The organism is Accumulibacter sp., from assembly GCF_023806625.1.
Taxonomy (GTDB): Bacteria; Pseudomonadota; Gammaproteobacteria; order Burkholderiales; family Rhodocyclaceae; genus Accumulibacter.
The window spans coordinates 42,871-61,661 of record NZ_JAMTDX010000051.1; the positions used below are offsets into that span (position 1 = coordinate 42,871).

An 18,791-nucleotide genomic window follows, 5' to 3' on the forward strand; every position below is an offset into this window, starting at 1 on the left:
TCAGCCGCCGAGCGGGAAAAGACCGCCGCTGCGCCGGTATTCGCGGCGCAGCGCATCGAAGAGGATCTCCTCGTCGATCGGGCGGCCGACGGCGAGCGCCGACGAGGCGGCGGCGAGGACGACGTTGCGCACTTGCCCGCCCGAGAGCAGGCAGGCTTCGGCGATGCGCTCGAGCACCGGCGCGGCGATGGCGTGTCCGTGGGGCAGGTGCGCGCGCCAGAGGGCGAGCCGCTCGCCGGCCTCGGGCAGCCGGAAGTTGAGGAGCACGTCGAAGCGGCGCAGGAAGGCGTCGTCGATGCGCTCGAGCGCGTTGGTCGTGACCAGCACGAGCCCGCGATGGCTTTCGAGGCGTTGCAGCAGGAAGTTCGTCTCGAGGTTGGCGTAGCGGTCGTGCGCGTTGCCGACCGAAGTCCGCCGGGCGAGCAGCGCATCGCCCTCGTCGAGCAGCAGCATCACGTCGAGCGCTTCGGCGGCGGCGAACAGCCGGTGCAGATTGCGCTCGGTCTCGCCGATGTACTTGCTGACCACCGACGACAGGTCGAGGCGGTAGAGCGGCACGCCGAGCCGTCCGGCGAGAACCTGCGCGGCGAGCGTCTTGCCGGTCCCTGAAGGTCCGGCAAGCAGCGCCCGGACGCCGGCGTTGAGCCGTGCGGCGAAGGCCTGCGGCAGGGTCTCGCGCAGCCGGTCGCGCTGCCGGCAACGGGCTTCGAGGTTGTCGAGGTCGCGGCGCAAGTCGTGATCGAGGACCAGCGAATGCCAGTCGGTGCCGCTCGTCTCGAGTCGCCGGGCGAGGCCGTCGAGTTCGGCCGAGCCAGCGGCCAGCGCCACCTCGCGCAGCGCCGCGGCGAGCTCGGCTGGTGGCTGCAGCGGGTCGAGGCCCTGGGCCAGCGCGCGCCGCAGGTGGCCGCTCGAGAGATGGAGCAGCGCGGCGAGCTCGCTGCGCGTGGCGCGGGTCAGCTCGGGCGCGCCGGCGGCGAGCAGGCGCTCGCGCAACGCCGCGTCCGGCAGCGGCAGCGTCAGGCGGCGAGCCGGCAGCGGCGGATCGTCGAGGGCATCGTCGTCGGCACAGACGACGCCGACCCAGCCGTCGTAGCCCGGCAGCCGCGGCAGGCGCAGCCGCTCGCCGGGATTCGCGCGCAGGCGGAACAGCGGCCGGGCGCCGGTCAGCGCGGCAAAGGCGCCGAGCCAGAGCGGCACTTCGCCGGCGGGCAGCGGCCAGTCGATGGTCAGCGTCGGGCGGCCCTCGCTGCGCGCGAGCGCGGCCAGCAGGCTGCCTCGCCCGTTGTGCTCGGGGCCGCGAACGATGACCGTCCCGCCGCTCTCCGCGAGCCGCGTGGTGAGTCGGTCGACGATGCGCCGGGTTTCGTCGGGGAGCAGGAGATCGGCGAGTGCCGGCGCGGCTGTCGCAGGCTGCAGGCAGACGCCCGGCAGCGGTTCGCCTGGCGCCTCGCCGCGCGCCGCCGCCCAGCAGTTCTCCTCGACGAGGTAGCCGCCTTCGGCGTTGCCGGCCAGCAGCCCACAATCGAGCAGCGCGCGCAGCGCCGGGCGCAGCCCTTCGCGCGGCAGCGTGCCCCACCAGGCCTGCATCAGCGTCAGGCTCGGCCGGCGCCCGCCGCTGTCCAGGTCGAGCGCCTGAAACACCGCGGCGAAGCGCGCGTCCTCCTCGGGCAGTCCGTGTACGAGCCAGACGTCGATCGCGTTTGCCGGCCAGCCGGCGCAGCTCGCCAGCGCACGCAGCGGGTGCTCGGGCGGCTCGTCGCCGCCTGCCTCGAATGCCGCTGCGTACTCGGAGAGGAACGGGAAACGCTCGTCGATCTGGTCGCCGAGCAGTTCATGCGCATGGATGGCGATGCGCCACGCGGCAGCGAGCAGCAGCGGCCGGAAGCATTCGCCGCTGGCCGTGTCTTCGGCTTCGGCGATCATCGGGCGCAGGTCGTCGGGCTTCATCGCCGCTCACTCGAAGACGAAGCGCAGCGAGCGCCCGGTGCTCGGCAGATGGCCGGGGTCGCGGTCGAGTCCGGCGAGCCGCCAGACGACCGGATGCTCGGCGAGCGGCAGAACGGCGACGACTTCGCTCGGCGAGAGCCAGACGCTGGCGCTTCCCCGTTCCTGCCAGAATGCGCTGCCGACGCGCGCCGGGGCGACCGACAGCGCGGCCGCGAGACGCCGGCGGACCGAGATCCGGTAGCGAGCGAACCAGCGAGCGAAGCCGTTTCGCGCCTGCCGACGCAGGCTGCGCGCGCGCAGCCGTCGCTCTCCAGGGGGCTCGGGAATCGGCCACGACGCGGCGAGATCGGTCGTCTCGAGACGCGGGTCGGGCGGTGATTCGTCGGCCAGCGCGACGAGCGCCGCGTGCAGCGGATCGTCGCGGAATTCGGGGCCGGCGAGCGCGACGCCGAGCAACGCGAGCAGACGCCAGAGCGAGACCGGAAAGCCGCGCTCGGCGGGGCGCGTGAAATCCGGATAGAGACCGTCGCCGAGCAGCAGGTTGACCAGGAAAAGCAGCCGCGCGCAACGCGTGACGATCACCCTCGGCGGCTCGGCGAGCAGCCAGGCCGCAGGCTCGTCGACGGCCGCGGGCGCTTCGAGCGCCGGGGCAAGGTCATCGGCGACTGGTGAACGGTCGATCTCGCCGCGTTCGCTGGCCGGCGCGCTGGGCGGCGCCGGTTGCGGGATGCCCGGCGGAGCCTCGGGAGAGGACGCCGGTAGCCGACCGGCGGTCGGCGTGGAGTCGCTCCGTACAGGGCGCACGTGCCCGTCGATGGAAGCGGCGTGGCCGGATCCGGGCGTCGCCGCGACCCGGCGGGGCCGTTCAGTCAGCGTCGGGCAACCGGCCGGGGAACGGCGATCTGCGGCCGGCACTGCGCCCGGTGGCCGCGGCGCATGCGGGTCGCCCGCGACGGGTGGAACGTCGGTGGTCGGCCGGAAGGCGATCCCGGGCGCCCCGTCGGCGCTGCCCTCCTGCCGATCGGCCGCCAGCGATTCGCTGCCGGAAGGGGCCACCGGGAGATTGCTTGCCGAAGGACGCGCGGTGTCCCGCGAGGTCGTCGGGGGCGTGCCCGGCGATCGCCGGCCGCTGTTGGTCTCCGGGTCGGCGGGCTGCACGACGGCCAACCGGGCTGGCGCGTCGTCCGCCGACGCCGTCGCGGCTGGTGCAGGCTCGAGGGCCGCGGGATGCCAGTCGCTCCCAGCGCCCCCGGAAACGGCTGGCTGCCGCGCGCTGCGCTCGATGGGCGGCGCCGCCGCCGCGGCCTGTGGCTGGTCGGCGGATGGCCTCATCCTTTCGGCGTCGACGCGGGTTGCTGCCGAGCCGGGTTGCAGTCCGACGGGCACCGGCGAGTGCTCGCTGCCCGGATGATCGCCGGCCAGCGACGCCTGCACTCGCTCGGCGAGTCCGGCGCGGGCGAGCAGGCCGAGTGCGGCCGAAACCGCTGCCGGGCGGTCGAGAAAGGCCTGCGTCCATTCGGGGTGCCGCCGGCCGAGCACGCTGCGCCACCACCAGCGGTCGAGGCGACCGGCGAGTGCGTCGCGCGCGAGGCAGGCGAGCATCTCGGCTTCGTCGGCGAAGAGCACTGCCACGGCGTCGTCGCGGGCGGCTTCGCTGGCCGGCCGGATCGCCCCGGCGAGCGCGACGGCGAGCTGGCTGCGCACCGCCGCCGCGGAACCTCGGCGAAGAGCGCTGCCGGGAATCCGCGAAAGAGCGTCGCCGGCCACCAGCAGCTCGACTCGGCGGACGAACAGCAGCGACTGCGGCGGGAGCAGCGGCAACGCTTCTGCGACCTCGCTGGCCAACGCCTCGGCGGCGAGCCGGGCGATCACCGGTTGCGCGCCGTCGGAGCGTGCGCGCAGGCGGCCGATGGTCAACGCTGGGGAGGGGAACATCGCGAGACTTTCCGGTTACTGCGACGAACTCCCGCCGGCACGGCCCGCCGCGCCACCGCCTGGTCGACGCCTGGCATCGCTTCTCAGCCTGCCGGTGGCTTGCGCGACCGCCGCGGCCGGTCGGGGGCCTGGGTGAGCACCGAAGCGGCGAGCGAGCGCTTCTCGGCGTCGGCATTGCGATCGTGCAGCGTCCGGCCGGCGAGGCTGGCCAGCCGCTTCGACGACAGCTCGCCAGGGCCGCGGTCGACGAGCGTCGTCTCGGTCGGCGCGTGCAATCGGAGCAGGTAACGGTCGCTCCCGGCGAGGCGCAGGATCGCCAGGTGCAGCCTGCCGGCTTCGCGCGTCGTTCCGGTTGTGTCGTGAAGCCCGTCATGCAGCGCGCGGACGAAGTCGGCGCGGCTCGTCGACACCGGCGCGGGCAGCTTGAACACCTCGCCGAACACACCGGAGAGCAGCCTGAGCTCAGCGCTGTCGAGCAGCACGACCGGCGGCAGGCGGACGAACGCCGCGGCTCCGGGCGCCTGGCTGTTCCGGTCGAGGCTGGCCTTTTCGTCGGCGAGCTGGGCCACGAACTGACCGGCGAAGGCTTCCATTTCGAGCGCGTGCGATTCGCGCCAGAGGCCATCGCCGGCGAGTCCCGGCGGCTGCGCGAGACGGCGCCGGGCAGCCGGTCCGTCGATCCACACGAGCCGCGCCCGGTCGTCGATGCGCAGCACGGCGAGCGGCAGGTCGTCTACGCCGAGCGTCGGCACGACCGCTCCCGGCCACCAGCCGACGAGCCGGACGGTGCCGGGCGGGGCGCCGCTGGCCGGACGAGTGCTGATCGCGGTGGCCGGGTCCTCGGGTGCGAGCAGCGAGTACGCGACGAGGTTGCGCAGCGTCGCTTCGCTGGCTCCGGCCGGCGCACTGAGCTTGAGCAGCCGCAGGCGAACGGCCGGCTGCTCGACGTTCCGGTTGCACGCGCCGACTTCACCGAGCAGCGTCGCGGCCCGTCCGCTGGCGATCCACGTCGGCGTCAGGACGAGCAGGTAAACGCCGGCCGAAGGGCCTTCGAGGTTGGCCATCGCCGCCGCGCAGTCGGCAAAGCCGCCGCTGCGGCGGCTGCCTGCGGCACCGGCGAGGTCGAGATCGAGATCGTCGACCTCGATCACCTGGCCCGAGGCGGTGACGCCGAGACCGCCGGCAATCGACAGCGCGCTGCTCAGCGGGCTGCCGGAAACCTCGAGCCCACTGGCGACGCCGCAGCCGAGAAGGCGCGCGAGCTGGCTCTGGCCGTTCTCGCGCAGCGCCTGTTCGCGCCGCAGGTCCTCGGCCGAGAGCAAGCGGCCGTTGAAGAAGAAGGTCCGCGCCGAGCCGCTTGCGGCCACAGGCTGATTGAGGGCGATCGCAGTTCCGGCCATGTTCAGATCCTCCCGACGACCAGCCACTCCCGGAGTCGCGTGCTGCCGATCAGGGTTATCGATTGGCCTTTCTCGAGAGCCAGATCGCCGAGGTCGATCCTGCCGCCCAGGGTCAGCGGTCCAGCGTCGCGCGCGATCTTGACAATCAGCATCTGGCCGTCCACCGTCGGTTCGTCGAGTGCCGCGCTGACCGCGCTGTCGTTGAGGTAAACCAGGACCTGGTCGCCGGTGCCCAAGGCGGGCAGGTCACGGACAGCTTGCTGAACGCGCTGTGCCGTCGTCAGAAGGTGCACGCCGCGGCTTGCCGGCAGATCGTCGATCACCACTTCGCGAGTGTCGCGGCTCCAGCCGAGCGCGTGCGTCGCCCGGGTCGTCGCCGGCTGGCTCAGGCGCAGCGCGGCGAAGGTCGGCTCGGCCGCGGCGTGCAGGTCCTGGACGGTGTCGATCGACAGGCCCGAAGCACTCGCGCTGACGCTCAGGTTGCGGCCGCCGTTGGCGCCCGAGACGTCGCCAACGGCGAACTCGCCGCCGCCGTCGCCGACGAGAATCTGCCCGGGCTGCGGGTTCGTCGTCTGGCCCGTGCCGCCGCGCGCGGCGTCGATCGGCAGCGCGACGCTGCCGCCGGTGGCGTCGATCTGCAGGTTCCAGATTCGTCGCGCCGGCTGCGGGGGCAGCGGCGGCAGATCCTGGTGGGTCAGCGACAGACTCACGTTCGCGCCGGCGACGAGGTTGGCGAGCACGTATGCCGGTGCGGCAGCGTCGTTGCGCCCGACGAGCATCTGCAGCGGCTGCGGCCTTGTGGTCAGGCCGGTTCCGCCGTCGCCGACGCGCACCGCATGACCCTGACCCGGCGCGTAGTAGTAGGTCGGCTGGCTGGTGACGTTGGCCTCGACGCCGTCCCAGCGCGTCGCCTTGACCAACTGGCCGAGCGTGTCACCGGCGATCAGCGCCGAGTCGAGTCCGGCGACGGTGATCGCGCTGGCGCTAATCCCGCCACCGGCGGTCAGCAGGCCGCCGATGCCGGCCGTCTGAGCGACGGTCAGCGTCTCGCTGGTCAGCGTCCCGCCGACGGTCAGCCCGGCGAAGCTCGGCGACGCTTCGGGGTCGATATCCTGGGCGGTGTCGAGCAGGATGTCCGGCGCTTGCGCGACGACATCGACGCGCACGTTGGCCACCGGTCCGCCGCTGCCGGCGTGCGTCGCGCCGAGCAGGTTGCCGAGAACGAAGGCCGGCGGCGCGCCGACGAGCAGCTGCCCAGGCTGCGGGTCTGTGCTCTGGCCGGTTCCGCCGTCACCGACGGGGATCGGAGCGCTCATTTCCGGACCGTAGTAATCGGCGGCAGTCTCCGGCCAGATCGCCGCCGGTCGGACGAGACCGTCGTCGCCCTGGATCTCGACGCGGGCCATCCTGCGCGTCGTGGCGGCGAAAGCGGCGTGCAAGTCCTGGGCTTCGGGCAGGCGCGGGTCGCTCGTGCCGAGAACGTAATGCGCGTCGCGTGGCGCGTCGTCGGCCCGGGTCAGCAACCATTCCTGGAGCAGGCGCAGATGGGCGAGCTGCGGGCGGCCGAGCAGGCGGACTCCGCGCAGCGCCGAGAGCAGTCCGCCGACCAGTGTGCAGTCGATCGCCGCGAGCAGCAGACCGGTTTCTGCGTCGTCTTCGGCGGTCGGGACCGGGCCGTGGTGGGCCAGGTACCTGCCGCGCAGGCGACGGACCCAGACGTCGAAGGCCGCCTGGACGTACTCGGCGTAGTGCGCATGCGGGATGAGCAGACCGGCGTAGAGGGCCGCTGCGGCGGGCGGGGTTTCGGCGAGCGGCGGGTCGACCGTCGCCGGCCAGCCGGCGTCGATCGCCTGGCCGACCGACTGTTCGACGGCGGTCTGGAACTCGGCGACCGTCGGCGGGGTGACCGCCGGCGTGCTGTGCACCGGAATGCGGCGCAGCCAGGCGGCGAAGCTGCGCAGCGCGTCGTCCTCGCGACTCGAAGGGGCACTCCACGTGAAGTCGAGGACGAAGCTGTCGGCGATCCGCGAATCGGCCTGCAGTGCGCTTTCGTCGCGGCACGGTTCACCCGGGATCGGCACCGGTGTGCTCGACTTCTCGGCGTAGCGCAGAACCACATAGGCGCTGACGTCGCCGCTGGCGTTCCTGCGCTCCGGCCCGGCGAGCCAGTCGCCGAGTGACGCGCACTGCTCGGCAGCGACACCGACGAGCTTGCCGTCAGGGAGCAGCGCGAGGCCCGGCGCCACCCTGACCTCGACGCGTGTCGCGTCCGCGGCATCGGCGCGGGCGACGACGTCGAGACCGCTGATCACCCCGTAACCGATCGCTTCGCGGAGCAGCCGTTCGTCGCGGGCCGCCAGGTAGGCGTGTTCCTGACGGAAATCGTCGACGCCGAGGACCATGCCGAAGGTGAAATGGACGCGTTTGCCCGGATCGAGGGCGGCGTCGGGAGCGGGAATGAACGAGGATCCGCTGCAGCAAGCCATGATGATCTCCGGTAGAGGGTTAGCCGCGATCCAGACCGATCCGGTCGGCCGGCGGGTGGGGACGGGCGGTGGCCAGACGCGCGCCGCCGAGATCGGTGCGTCCGAGCACCGCCGGATCGAATGGGCCGCTGCCGAAGGCCAGGGCGGCGAGCTCGGGGCGCCGCGAAAGCCCGGTCTCGAGTCGCGTGTCGAGGCCGAGGCGAGCCTCACCGACGCGGAAGAGGTCGAAACCGAAGCGCACCTCGGCGGTCGTGTGCGCCGGCTTCTCGCGCTCGACGACGCGCAGCACGGCGGCGCGACGGCGCACCAGATCGTCGAGGTCGAGGTCGCCGTCGGGCAGCGGCAGGACGACGCGGAAACGGTGCGCGTTGGCCAGCGCGCGCAGCACCTGTGCCTCGAAGCGGTGCCAGTCGCCGAGCGCGCCTTCCGGCCCGGGAACGACGACCGGCGACGGAATCCGCGCGAAGCTCCGCCAGCGGCTTCCCCACGCGGCGTTGAGCGCCGAGACGCGGCGCCAGCGCCGGGCGAGGAAGTCCTGCCAGCGCTGGCGGAGAGGTGCGCAGGGCTGACTCGCTGCGAGGTAGCGCGTCCACGTTGTGGCGTCTGCGGGCTCGTCTTCGGGCAGTGCCGGTTGCGCGTCGCTGCCGGCGGCGTCGGACCACGCGGCCCAGAGACGAGTCTCCTCGAGCGCCGCGCGCGGAACGAAGCCGAGTGCGCCGAGCAACTGCGCTCGCCGCGCGGGTTCGGCGGCGGCGAGCGCTGCCGCGCCAGCGACTCCGGCGGCGGCGAGCTCGCCAGGGTCGGCCAACCGCGGGTCGCCGGCGAGTCGCCCGGTGGCGAGCAGCGCGGCGCGCCCTTCAGTCGGGCGCCAGACGCCCGCCGGTAACGGCGCGTCGAGCGCGAAGAGTTCGTGCAGTCGCAGTCCGTGCGGGCGTTCGGCGAGCGCTTCGGGGTGGCGCAGCCAGTCTTCTTCGACCGTCGCTTCCCAGGCCAGCGTCGCGCCGAGCAGGATTCCGGGTCCGGTGCCCCGACGCGCGTGGCCGAGCATCGCGTGGCGGATCAGCAGGCGGCGCCGGGTCTCGTCGGCTGCCGGGTCGAAAGCCAGGCCGAGCCAGCCGGCGAGCCAGTCGAGGCTCTCGCGTGGTGCCGTACGCGCGTCGAACAGCCACTGGGCGGCGGCGATCCGTTCTTCCCAGCGCGTGAACTCGCCTTCGAAGAGGGCCAACAGCCGGTCGAGGAAGTCCGCGCTCGATCGGTCGGCGCGGAAGACCGGCGGCAGATACTCGCGAGCGTACGAGAAGCGCGGATACCAGACGCGCAGCGCGCGCAGCAACGGCGTCTGCCGGCCATCGCCGTCGATCTGCAGGCGCGCCTGGAACCAGCGGCCGTGCGCCGCCTGGAGGAGGATTTCCCAGGTGCCATCGGGCGCATCCCCGGAAGCGCGCCAGGCAAGCTCGCTGCCGCGTGCGCTGCGCAGCGGTGCCGGCTCGTTGCGCCATTCGGCCCTCTGCAGGTCCTCGGCGGTCTCGCCGCTGCGCGTGTCGACGCTCAGCGAAGTTCCTGGTGGCAGGCGCAGATCGATCGTCAGCCGGTGCCAGACGCAGCCAGGAATTCCGCTGTCCCACGCCGGGGTGGTCAGCGTCGCGGCGCGCACGAAGCGCGGCTGCGCGAGGGCGAGCAGCGGCGCCCAGCGCCCGCTGGTCGCGTAGAAGACGCGGCTGTCGGGATACGCGTGCAGGCGCGCGCCGGGAGGCAGTGCGGCGAGGCCCATCGCCTGATAGCGGCGCATCGGCAGGTACTCGCCGACGACGCCGACGACGAGTCTTCCGTCGTTCCAGCGCGCGGCGAAGCGATAGGCCTGGTCGCCGGTCGATCCGACGACGACGATCGAAAACGGCGCGTCGCCGTCCTTCGTGGCGGCGGCTTTCGGTCCCCAGTCGATGGCCAGCGCGCGGCTGGCGAGAGTCGGGTCGCGGCGATCGACGGTGACCGCTCCGATCAGCGGATTGAGCGCGACGACCATCGTCGCCGTGCCTGGCGGGCTCTCGCCGCCTTCTTCGCCGGCGGCGACCGGGATCGGTCTTCCGTCGAGGCCCAGCGCGCCGAGCCAGACGCGGCCGGGCTGACCGCCGAGCTGGCCGAGGACGAGCAGTCGGTCGCCGGGCAGGATGGCGAGCGCGGTCGCCTCGGCGTCGGCGTCATCGGGCAACGCCGGGCGAAGGTCGAGTTCGCACGGGCGATCACCGGTTGGCGGGCTCTCCGGCGTGACCGGCGGGCTCGACGCGCCGTCTCCCGGCAGCGTCTCAGCGAAAGCCGGCGGCCTCCGGTCGTCGGCGACCAAAGGTCTGAGGTCGGGTGCGCTACGCAGCAGCCGGCTGCCGACGAGCACGCCGACGCTGCCGTCGGCGTGCTCGACGAGCGCCTCGGCGCCGCCCAATCCGGGCCACGGCTGGAAGAGCGGCGGCCCGGCGCCGTGCAGATCGAAGATCAGCAGGCCGCCGGCTTCGCGCGAAGCGGCGACGAGGTAATGTGCCCGGGTGATGGTGATCGCGTCGAGGCGCGGCGGCAAGCCCGGCAGCGGGCCAACCGGGGTCAGCGGCCGGAAGGAGCCGTCGGACGAAACGCCGGTGCCCGGCCGATAGCCCTCGATCTCGCCGCTCCCGGCGAGCTGCGTGTCGCCGCCCGTCGAGCCCGCGACCGGCCAGAAGTCGCTGACCCCGCCGCTGCCTGACGAGCGGATGCACAGTCCGCGACGATCCGCGGAGATCGAATAGAGGTTGCCGTAGGCATCGAAGACGCCGCCGCGCCCGGTCTCCTCGTCGCCAGCCGGAGCTTCGGGATGCTGCGCGCGGAACTCGAAGAGCCGCGCACGCAGCGCCAGCGCACCGCCGCGCCACTCGAGCTGCCGTTCGTCGCCGGCTGACGACAGGCAGCCGAGCCAGTCGTCGCGGCTGGTCAGTGTATGGTGGCGGCTGCCGTTGACGTCCACTTCAGCACTCCTGCGGAACCTTGGGTACCGGCAGGCGCCGGCGCGGCGGAGGTCCTGCCGCGTCGGCTCCGCCGTCGGCCGACGGGCCGCTGCCGCGTCCGACGAGCTCGTCGAGCGGCACCGCATCGCCGAGGGTCACCGACAGTCCGGCGATGTACGGCAGCTGCAGGCCGTGCATCGGCACGCTGTCCCGGCGGCTGCCACTGCCGTCGCCGAGCAGCAGGCCGCTGACGCCGGCAACTCCGGCACAGCGCGCGACGACCGTCGCCAGTTCGAGCGCGCCGACCGCGCGGAACAGCGGCCAGCCGTTCTCGAGGCCAGGGACACTCGGTATGGGTCTCCCGGTCACCGTCGGCGGCAGCGGCGAGAGGTGGTCGTGGAGCGCCGCGCGGACGCGTTCGCGAACTTCGGCGACCGACTGTCCGGCGATGATCTCGATGCCGACGCTGATCCAGATCGCCGCATAGACCGGCGCGCGCAGCAGCACCTCGCAGGTCACCAGGCGGCGTGGGGCGAGGTGCCGGCACAGCGCGTCGATGAACCCGGCGTCGGGCCGCGGCGTGTCGGGGTGTCCCGGATCACGGCGCGGGATGACCATCACGGTGACCACGCCCGGCTGGTCACCGGGCATCGCCGGCGAAAGTTCGGGGTGCCATGCCGCGAGCACGTCGATGCGCCCGACGTCGGCGCCCGGCGCGGCCTTGAGCACCTCGACGAAGTCTTCGGCACTGACTGCCCGGTCGCGGTGGCGGAGGACCAGCGGAATCCGTTTTTCGGCGTCAGCCGCCTGCTCGGCGTCGGTGCCACCGGTGCACGCGACGGGGTTGCCGACCTTGAAGCCCGGCGGCAGATCCGGGGCGAGCCGGATCGCCCCGGCGGCGACGTTGCCGGCGGCTCCGGCCGACCAGTCGAAGCCGGCGGCGATCTCGGCGCCGTTCGCCGGCCGCGCGCCGCGTACACCGTCGCCGAAGCGGATGATCCCGGCTTCGGCGTCGAGCGCGAAGACCAGCGAGCCGGGCTGCCCTTCGCCGGTGGCCGATTCGAGTTCGTCGGTCGGCGTCCAGCGCTGGCCGCCGACGAGGACGACGAGCGAATCGGCGAGCACCTGGCCGTGGCTCAGTTGCCGCCGCTGGTCGGCCTCGCCGTCTCCCGGGGCGAGCAGTTCGCGCGCGACGCGGCTGCGCTGGCTGATCGGCACGCAGTGCACGCCGGCCCAGCACAGGCGGACACCGGCGCCGGCGAGGCCGTCGATGCGCAGCCAGGTCAGCACGCGATCGTCGATGGCGTCGTCGGTGAGCGCCGGCGGACGGTCGCCGACGCCGGCCTCGAGCGGCTCTTGGTCACTCCAGGTGATCAGCGACTCGGCTTTCGGGAGGGTGACCTGCAGGATTCCCGGCTGATCGGGGAAGCCCTGCGGAGCGACCGAGTCGAGGCGCGCGTAGCGGGTGCCGCCGGAACTCGGATCGGGGATCCACACCGAAAGCGCCGGCGGGGGGGCGGCCGGGCTGCCCGGGACGAGGCGCGCCGCAGGATCGGCACGAACCGGGATCAACCCGACCGAGAGCGTGCGGCCGGCGAGCTCGGCGCGCACCGCGGCTTTTTCGGCTTCGTTGCTCTTCGCCGGAGCGAGCAGCGCGATCCACAGTGCGCCGTCGACGGCGTCGTTACCGGCGTCGAAGACGTCGCGCAGGTCGTCGAGCGCGACACTCTCGTAGAGCACCGGATCGGCCGTCGTGCCGGCTTCGCCTGTGCTCCCGGCGAGCCCGTCGAAGTCGCGTCCGGTCGCTTCGTAGAGCTGGCGGTAGTAGTCGAGCAAGGCGCTGTCCGGGTTGTTGACCGTCCGTTTGACGACGCAGTAGCCGTCGACCGGCGGGACGTCGAGCCCCTGTTCGCCGACGAAGGGCAGCGCTCCGGCGAAGAACGTGAGACCTGCGGGCAGCGTGACATTGACCCGCGGCCCGGCGTCGTTGCGCACCTGGACCAGACCGTGTGCCGGGTTCGCCGGCAGCACCGGGACCCCGAGCAGTTGCAGGAACTTGAGGCGGTTGCGTTCGGGAATCAGGTTCGCGCGGTAGAGCAGGCTCTCGGCCATGAACGCGAACAGTTCGATCAGCGTGACGCCCGGGTCCGACGGCCCGGTGTGCGTCCACTCGGGGGTGTGGATCGGGATGCGCGCGAGCGCGTCGGCAACCAGTTGCTGATAGCTGCGATCGTCGATCGCGGGCAGGGTGATCGGCATGACGGTCTCCTATCTTCCGCGGACCGGGATCGACAGCGTGCTGCGGCCACTCTCGCCGCTGGCGACGAGCGTGAAGGCGAGCGTGGCCAGCGCGGCTTCGGGATCGTCGGGGTCGGCGAGCACTTCGATGCTCTCGACGCGCAGCCGCGCTTCCCAGCGCTCGAGACTTCGGCGAATGCGCTCCTCGATCGCCCGCCAGGTGGCCGGTGTGTTCGGCTCGAAGAGGAAACGCTCGAGGCCGGCGCCGAAGTCGGGCCGACGCAGTCGCTCGCCCTGGCCGGTGAGCAGGACGAGATGCAGCGATTCGCGAACGTTGCTCTCGCCGGCCGACCAGGCGATCCGCCCATCGCCGCCGACGCGGATCGGGAAGGCCATGCCGCGCCCGTAGAGATCGGCCTCGTCCATCAGCGTTTTCCTTTCAGTCCGGGTACCGGGAAGCAGGTGATCAGGAAGGGCAGCCAGCGGAAGATCAGGTCGAGCAGCGTGGCGATGACGATCAGCAGGATGAACGCGACGATCGTGATGATCGGGATCGACAGCGAACAGATCGTTCCGAAGCGGGCTCCGCTGTCGGCGCCGCAGGGGCCCATCGCTCCGACGTCGAGGTCCTTGTGGAACGGCCAGGGGAGCACCGAGAGAACCAGGTCGCCGAAGCCGAGCCGGCGGACGCGTTTCATTTGCCCGCAGAGGATGTCGGACATGATGAACGCGCTGTTCCGGCCGAACTTGCGCAGCCCGCCCGGCGTCGTGTCGAAAGGCAGCGCGATGCGGATCGGGCGCAGAGGCGCTTCGGAGTCGAAGAAGCCGGCGAGCTCGAAAACCTCCGAAGGGCCCGAGATCACCGGCGGGTGCAGCGGCCCGCAGTCGCAGCGGCGGTGGACGAAGCGGACGATGTAACGCGGTGGCCCGGAATCGTCGCGCAGATCCTCGGCAAGCCGGGCCGCCGAGGTCGCCTGCGGCGTCGTGGGGCCCGACTCGCCGGCGGCGACGGCCTGGTCGATCGCCGCTTCGAGCAGCGCGAACCAGCTCTCGAGTGCGGTCGTCGCCGTCGCCTGACCACTGTCGTCGGCCGCGAAGGCGAGTGGCGCGGCGTTCTCGCGCGGCAGCGCGAGGTGTTCGGCCTGCGTCGCGCTGCGCGTGTCGGCGACGACGAGCGGAAAGGCGAAGCCTGGCCAGCCGCCGTCGATCGGCTGCGGGAAGACGCTCGCCGCGTTGTCGAGCGCGCGGACCACGGCGGCGTGGGCCAACGGGTCGAGCCCATCGAGCGCGACGCGCAGCGACGCGGAGAACGGCCGGCTCGCGCCGTGCAGTTCGGAGACCAGGCAGTCGCGCGCGGTCAGGTCCGCCTGCAGGGTCGCCGGCCAGGACAGCCGGTCCAGCGAGACGAGCAGCCGCCCGGCGTGGTCGGCCGCTGCGGGTGAGCCCGGCGGAACCTCGCCGAGTCGCCCGGCGACGCGCGGCAGGTGCGCGTCGAGGAACTCGCGGAAGTCCTGGAGCAGTCGCCACGAAGTCTCGGCGAGCTGGCTGTTGAGCTGGCGGATGCCGCTGTTCAGGTCGGCGATGTCGGGAAGACGCTTGGCCGGGTCGGCTTCCTTGGCGCGTGTCGGGTCGGCGTTGATGCTCCTCAGGCTGTGCACCGCGCGCTCGACGAGTCCCTGCCACGGGGCGAGGATCTTCGTCCGGGCGAGGGCCTTCAGTTCGTCGGCGCGGCCCCAGGCCGGCGCGTTCGCCTGTCCCGGCGCGCCGGGACAGCGGGCGAAGCGATACTCGTCGTGGCGCGCGACCGGGATCAATCCGGCGAGCAGCTTGCGTGGCGGTCCTCCGGGCGGCGTGTAGCCGAGTGGGAAGAGCGGCAGCAGTTCCTCGCCGGGAACCGTTTCGCCCGCCGGATGGGGCGCGCTGATCCACGTTCCGTGTCCGTCGGCGCCCTTGACGAAGCCGCATTCGCTGGCTGCCTCGCCGACCAGGCGGCGGACCACGAAACCGCTCCGGTCGCCGGCCGCGGTGACCCGTGGCGGCAGGCCGGGCAGCTCGCAGACGAGGTGCGCCGCGGCCAGGTAATAGCGCTGATGAACGGGCTGGAAGAGCTTCAGCGGCCGCGCGGTCGGCTGCACCGCTTCGCGCATCGCCTGCGTCGTGGTCAGCGGGCTTCGCGGACGTTGCGCGCGGCGACTGAAGCCGAGCAGCGCACGCGTTCGGGCGAGTGCCCGGGCTGGCCGCGACAGCGGAGTCCCGGTAGGCTCCAGAGACGGCGGCAGCGGCGTCGGCTCGCCGAGCTTGTCCCAGCTTTCCGGTCTGGCGACCAGTTCGCGCAGATCCTGCGGTCTTTCGGCGAGCACAGCGAGCATGCGCTCCATGAAGTCGTCGCCGTCGAAGCGCAGCAATGCCGGGCCGGGCCTGATGTCACCGGCCTGGTCGCCGCCGGCGACGAAGGCCTCGGCGCCAACCCAGCGCAGGACGTGGCGCGCGCTCACAGGATGTTCCCCGCACCGGGCGTGTAGGTCGCGGCGATGATCGTGTTGGTGATCACCGTGTCGGCCTGGACGACGCCCGAAAAACGCGACATTCCGGCGCTGACCGAGACCATTCCCGCCGAGACCTCGACCTGGCTCGCGCTGACGCTGACCTTCGCGGCAGCGGTGACGGTGATCCCCGCGCTCTCGAGCTTGACGCTGTTGCCGTTGCTGTCCTGCAGTTCGATCGCTCCCGGGCCGTCCTCGAGAGTCACCGAGCAGCCGCCGGGGGTCTCGAGCCTGAGCTTCTCCTGTCCGTCCTGGTCCTCGATGGTGATCACCACGCCGTTGCGGCTCCTGATGACCTTTTTCACGTTGCGCCGGTCGGCGCTCACCGGTGGCCGGTCGCGGCCGTTCCACAGCGCGCCGACGATGAACGGCCGGCGCGCGTCGCCGCCCTCGAAGACGACGAGCACTTCGTCGTCGACTTCGGGCACGAACCAGCTGCCCCGGTCGTTGCCGGCGAACAGCGTGGCCAGGCGGGCCCAGGCCTCGTAGCGTGCGCCGCCGCCGTCGGGGCTCCACGGCAAGGTGATGCGGATTCTGCCGGCGCCATCGGGATCGACGAGGTCGGTGACCTGGGCCGGGTAGCAGCCATACCAGCGGCCGCCCCAGCCGCTCGGCTGGCGGTCGGCGTACAGGGCTTCGTTGGGCGTGCTGTCGAACATGTGCTTTCCGATTCTTCAGGGGCGACCGATCGCCGGGCGTTCGACGGTGAATTCGCTGCGCAGGCCTTCGGCGAGGTCGAAACGGTGGCCCACTTCGCTGACCGTATACTTGCCGTTGAACAGCGGCCCGAGGCCCGTCAGCCGAAGTTGCACGCCGGGCTTCAGGCGGGCATCGGGCGAGGACTTGCCGCGGCCGACGACGAAGCGGCGGCCGATCTGGCGCAGCCAGCTCTCGGCGACGGAGCGCGCCTCGCTGGCGTCCGAAGGGGCGAGATGGGCGACCGTGTCGGCACGCTCGCCGAGCGCGCGCGCGACGAGCGCGAGACCGCTTTCCCCGCCGTCGAGTTCGCTGGCCAGCGCCGCGGCGTCGGCCGACTCGGCAATCGCCTGTTTGTCGCGCGGGTTCCAGCCGCTGACCGTGAGCCGGCTGCGCTGCAGGGCGAGGTCGGCGCGAACCTCGAAGGCGAGCAGCGTGCTGCCGTAAGCGAGCTCGATCGGCGCGCCGCCGGCGCGCGACGAGCGTGTGCCGAGGTGCAGCGTGTCGTCGTCGATCCACAGTTCGCCGCCGGCGGAGCGAGCCCGTTCGCGGAGGAAGGCGAGGTCGCTCTGGTTAACCTGCGCGAGCAGCGCGTGCGTTGGACCGGGCAGGTCGATCCGCGCCTGTAGCCCATGCTCGCCGGCGATCTGCCGCGCGACGTCGGCGTCGCTCTGCTGCTCGAAACAGCGGCTGCGTCGCTTCATCCGCAGGTCCTGGAGGCGGTCTTCGGCGAAGACGACGATCTCGGGGATTCCGCCGTGCGGGAAGCGGCCTTCGAGGGCCATGATCCGGCCGGCGAAGATGCGCTCGTCGGCAAGACGGATCTCGATGCGCTTGCCGAACTCGAGGCGATTGCGGTCGAACAGCGTGTAGTCATTGACTCCGTCGCGCAGTCCCCAGTTGCCGAACGCGAGCTCGCAGTGGGCGAGGCCGTCGCTGCGCTCCTCGACGCGCAGTTCGTTGAGCGCGGCGGCCAGGTCGTCGGCCGACTGGCCTTCGATGCGGATCTGTGGCCTGGCGCTGCGCAGCGGGACGGCGACTTCGGGCATCTCGGGGGTCGCTCCGGGTCGTCGATCAGTGGGCGAACAGGCGCAACGCGCGCTCGCGCCGTTCGACGGTCAGTTGCTGCGCGTCGGCCGGGCGGGGGCGCGGTGCAGGACTCGCCGCGCCGCCGTCCGGGGCCGCTGGTGCTGCGGCCGGTGCCGGCTGGCTGGTCGGCGAGACTTCGAATTCGTGGATGACGACTCCCATCATGGGCTCCCTGGAAGCTCTCAGCCGGTGACGATGCGCGGCTTGATGGCGGCGAGATCGATCAGCTGTCCCGGGGCGAGCGTGCGCGGGTTCTCGATGCCGTTGGCCAGCGCGACCTGCTGCCAGCCGCCGCTCTGGAACGCGGCGCCACCGGCGGCGAAGCCCGCTCCGCCGTTGCCCGAAGCGCCGGGCCGGGCGCTGCCGCCCGGCTGGGCGTCGTTCATCTGCTGCAGCGACTGGCCCGAACTCGCCGGCCAGAGCGGTCGCGTTCCCGGGACGCGGCCGTCGCCCCGAGCGCTGAAATCAGGAACCAGGATGTCCTGCTGGATCAGGTTGAGCGTCAGGCTCGCGCGCAGCGCCTTGCCGGTGTTCGAGAAGAAGTCGACGTTTTCCTCGACCGACTCGACGATGCCATCGAACAGGAAGCTGCCCCACGAGAAGCGGACTCCGGGCGGCGTGCGCTGCGCCGCGTCGCGGGCGCCGGCCGCCGGCGGTTTGGGCTTCATGAAGTAGAGCACCTTGGCGGTGACCCGGCGCACGTCGTCGACCATGAACGGCGAGGCGGTCGCCGCGCTGACGTCGAACCAGAGCTGGACGGCGAGCTTGGTCGTCCCGGCGCCGACGAACTGACGCGCGGCGGTGCCCTGCGACTGGTTGCCGGTCGGTGGGCGCGAGTTCGACGAGCCGTTCGGCTGCGCCTGGATCTGGTTGGCGTAGGACAGCTTCAGCGATTCGGGATTGAACTGGACCTCGACCGTCCTGCCGTTCGGCATCACGTCGGAGAGGTCGTCCTTGAGTTCGATCAGCCGTGCGTGCTGGATGTCGACTTCAGGCATCGCTGCGGTCCTCCCAGCGGAAGGTTTCGTAGGCCAGCTGCAGTTCCTCGACGGCGACGCTGCCGTCGCGGGCGTTGAGCGTCGGTGCCTTGATCTTGACCGGCAGGCAGCGGCTGAGCACGAAGCGGCCCCATTCGCGCCGGTCGTGGCGCAGCACGCTGATCGTCACGCCGGCGCGCAGCGCCGGGTTGGCCAGGCTGTCGGAGAACCATTGCCAGAGGTCGAGTCCGTGCGTGACGCCGCGCTTGAGGGTCAGCTGACCGAAGCTCACCGGACCGGCGAGGCGATGGACGCGGTTCGGGTTGCCCCCCTCACGCAGCGTCTTCACTTCCTGTGACATCTCGAGTCCGTCGCAGTCCGAGAAGGCACCTCCAGCCAGCGGTTTGCTGCTGCCGTCGGGGACGATCTCGACGACGAAGTTGAACGCCGGAAACGGCTGCCACTTGCGCCGCTCCTGTTCGGCATTGTCCACGCTCGCGGAACCGGCCAT

At 72.3% G+C, this 18,791-nt stretch carries 13 protein-coding genes; all 13 read right to left on the reverse strand.

Annotated elements, in window-relative coordinates:
- Positions 1-1,947, reverse strand: coding sequence for an ATP-binding protein (locus NFW05_RS09025; protein ID WP_295305297.1), 1,947 nt, complete (start codon positions 1,945-1,947; stop codon positions 1-3).
- Between the two features lie 6 nt (positions 1,948-1,953).
- A complete protein-coding gene (locus tag NFW05_RS09030) occupies positions 1,954-3,882 on the reverse strand; it encodes a hypothetical protein (protein WP_295305299.1) in 1,929 nt (642 codons plus the stop codon).
- 83 nt (positions 3,883-3,965) lie between these two features.
- A complete protein-coding gene (locus tag NFW05_RS09035; protein WP_295305302.1) occupies positions 3,966-5,282 on the reverse strand; it encodes a hypothetical protein in 1,317 nt (438 codons plus the stop codon).
- Between the two features lie 2 nt (positions 5,283-5,284).
- Entirely contained in the window at positions 5,285-7,768 is a 2,484-nt protein-coding gene (locus NFW05_RS09040; RefSeq protein ID WP_295305305.1) for a hypothetical protein, read from the reverse strand.
- Positions 7,769-7,787: 19 nt separating this feature from the next.
- Positions 7,788-10,757, reverse strand: coding sequence for a phage tail protein (locus NFW05_RS09045; protein WP_295305308.1), 2,970 nt, complete (start codon positions 10,755-10,757; stop codon positions 7,788-7,790).
- 1 nt (position 10,758) lies between these two features.
- Positions 10,759-12,996 (reverse strand): baseplate J/gp47 family protein, encoded by a 2,238-nt coding sequence (locus tag NFW05_RS09050; protein ID WP_295305311.1) that lies wholly within the window; start codon positions 12,994-12,996, stop codon positions 10,759-10,761.
- A gap of 9 nt (positions 12,997-13,005) precedes the next feature.
- Positions 13,006-13,401: a GPW/gp25 family protein gene (locus NFW05_RS09055; RefSeq protein ID WP_295305314.1), complete on the reverse strand. Its 396-nt coding sequence runs from the start codon at positions 13,399-13,401 to the stop codon at positions 13,006-13,008.
- Positions 13,401-15,470 carry a hypothetical protein gene (locus tag NFW05_RS09060; RefSeq protein ID WP_295305316.1) on the reverse strand — a complete coding sequence of 690 codons (2,070 nt, stop codon included), beginning with the start codon at positions 15,468-15,470 and terminating at the stop codon, positions 13,401-13,403. Before NFW05_RS09060 ends, NFW05_RS09055 begins: the two co-directional genes overlap by 1 nt.
- Positions 15,467-16,177 (reverse strand): phage baseplate assembly protein V, encoded by a 711-nt coding sequence (locus NFW05_RS09065; RefSeq protein ID WP_295305319.1) that lies wholly within the window; start codon positions 16,175-16,177, stop codon positions 15,467-15,469. Before NFW05_RS09065 ends, NFW05_RS09060 begins: the two co-directional genes overlap by 4 nt.
- 15 nt (positions 16,178-16,192) lie before the next feature.
- Positions 16,193-17,263, reverse strand: a complete 1,071-nt coding sequence (locus NFW05_RS09070) for a contractile injection system protein, VgrG/Pvc8 family (RefSeq protein WP_295305322.1) — start codon at positions 17,261-17,263, stop codon at positions 16,193-16,195.
- A gap of 25 nt (positions 17,264-17,288) precedes the next feature.
- Positions 17,289-17,468, reverse strand: coding sequence for a hypothetical protein (locus NFW05_RS09075; protein ID WP_295305324.1), 180 nt, complete (start codon positions 17,466-17,468; stop codon positions 17,289-17,291).
- A gap of 17 nt (positions 17,469-17,485) precedes the next feature.
- A complete protein-coding gene (locus NFW05_RS09080; protein ID WP_295305326.1) occupies positions 17,486-18,301 on the reverse strand; it encodes a peptidoglycan-binding protein in 816 nt (271 codons plus the stop codon).
- Positions 18,294-18,791: a phage tail protein gene (locus NFW05_RS09085; RefSeq protein ID WP_295305329.1), complete on the reverse strand. Its 498-nt coding sequence runs from the start codon at positions 18,789-18,791 to the stop codon at positions 18,294-18,296. The genes NFW05_RS09080 and NFW05_RS09085 overlap by 8 nt, the downstream gene beginning before the upstream one ends.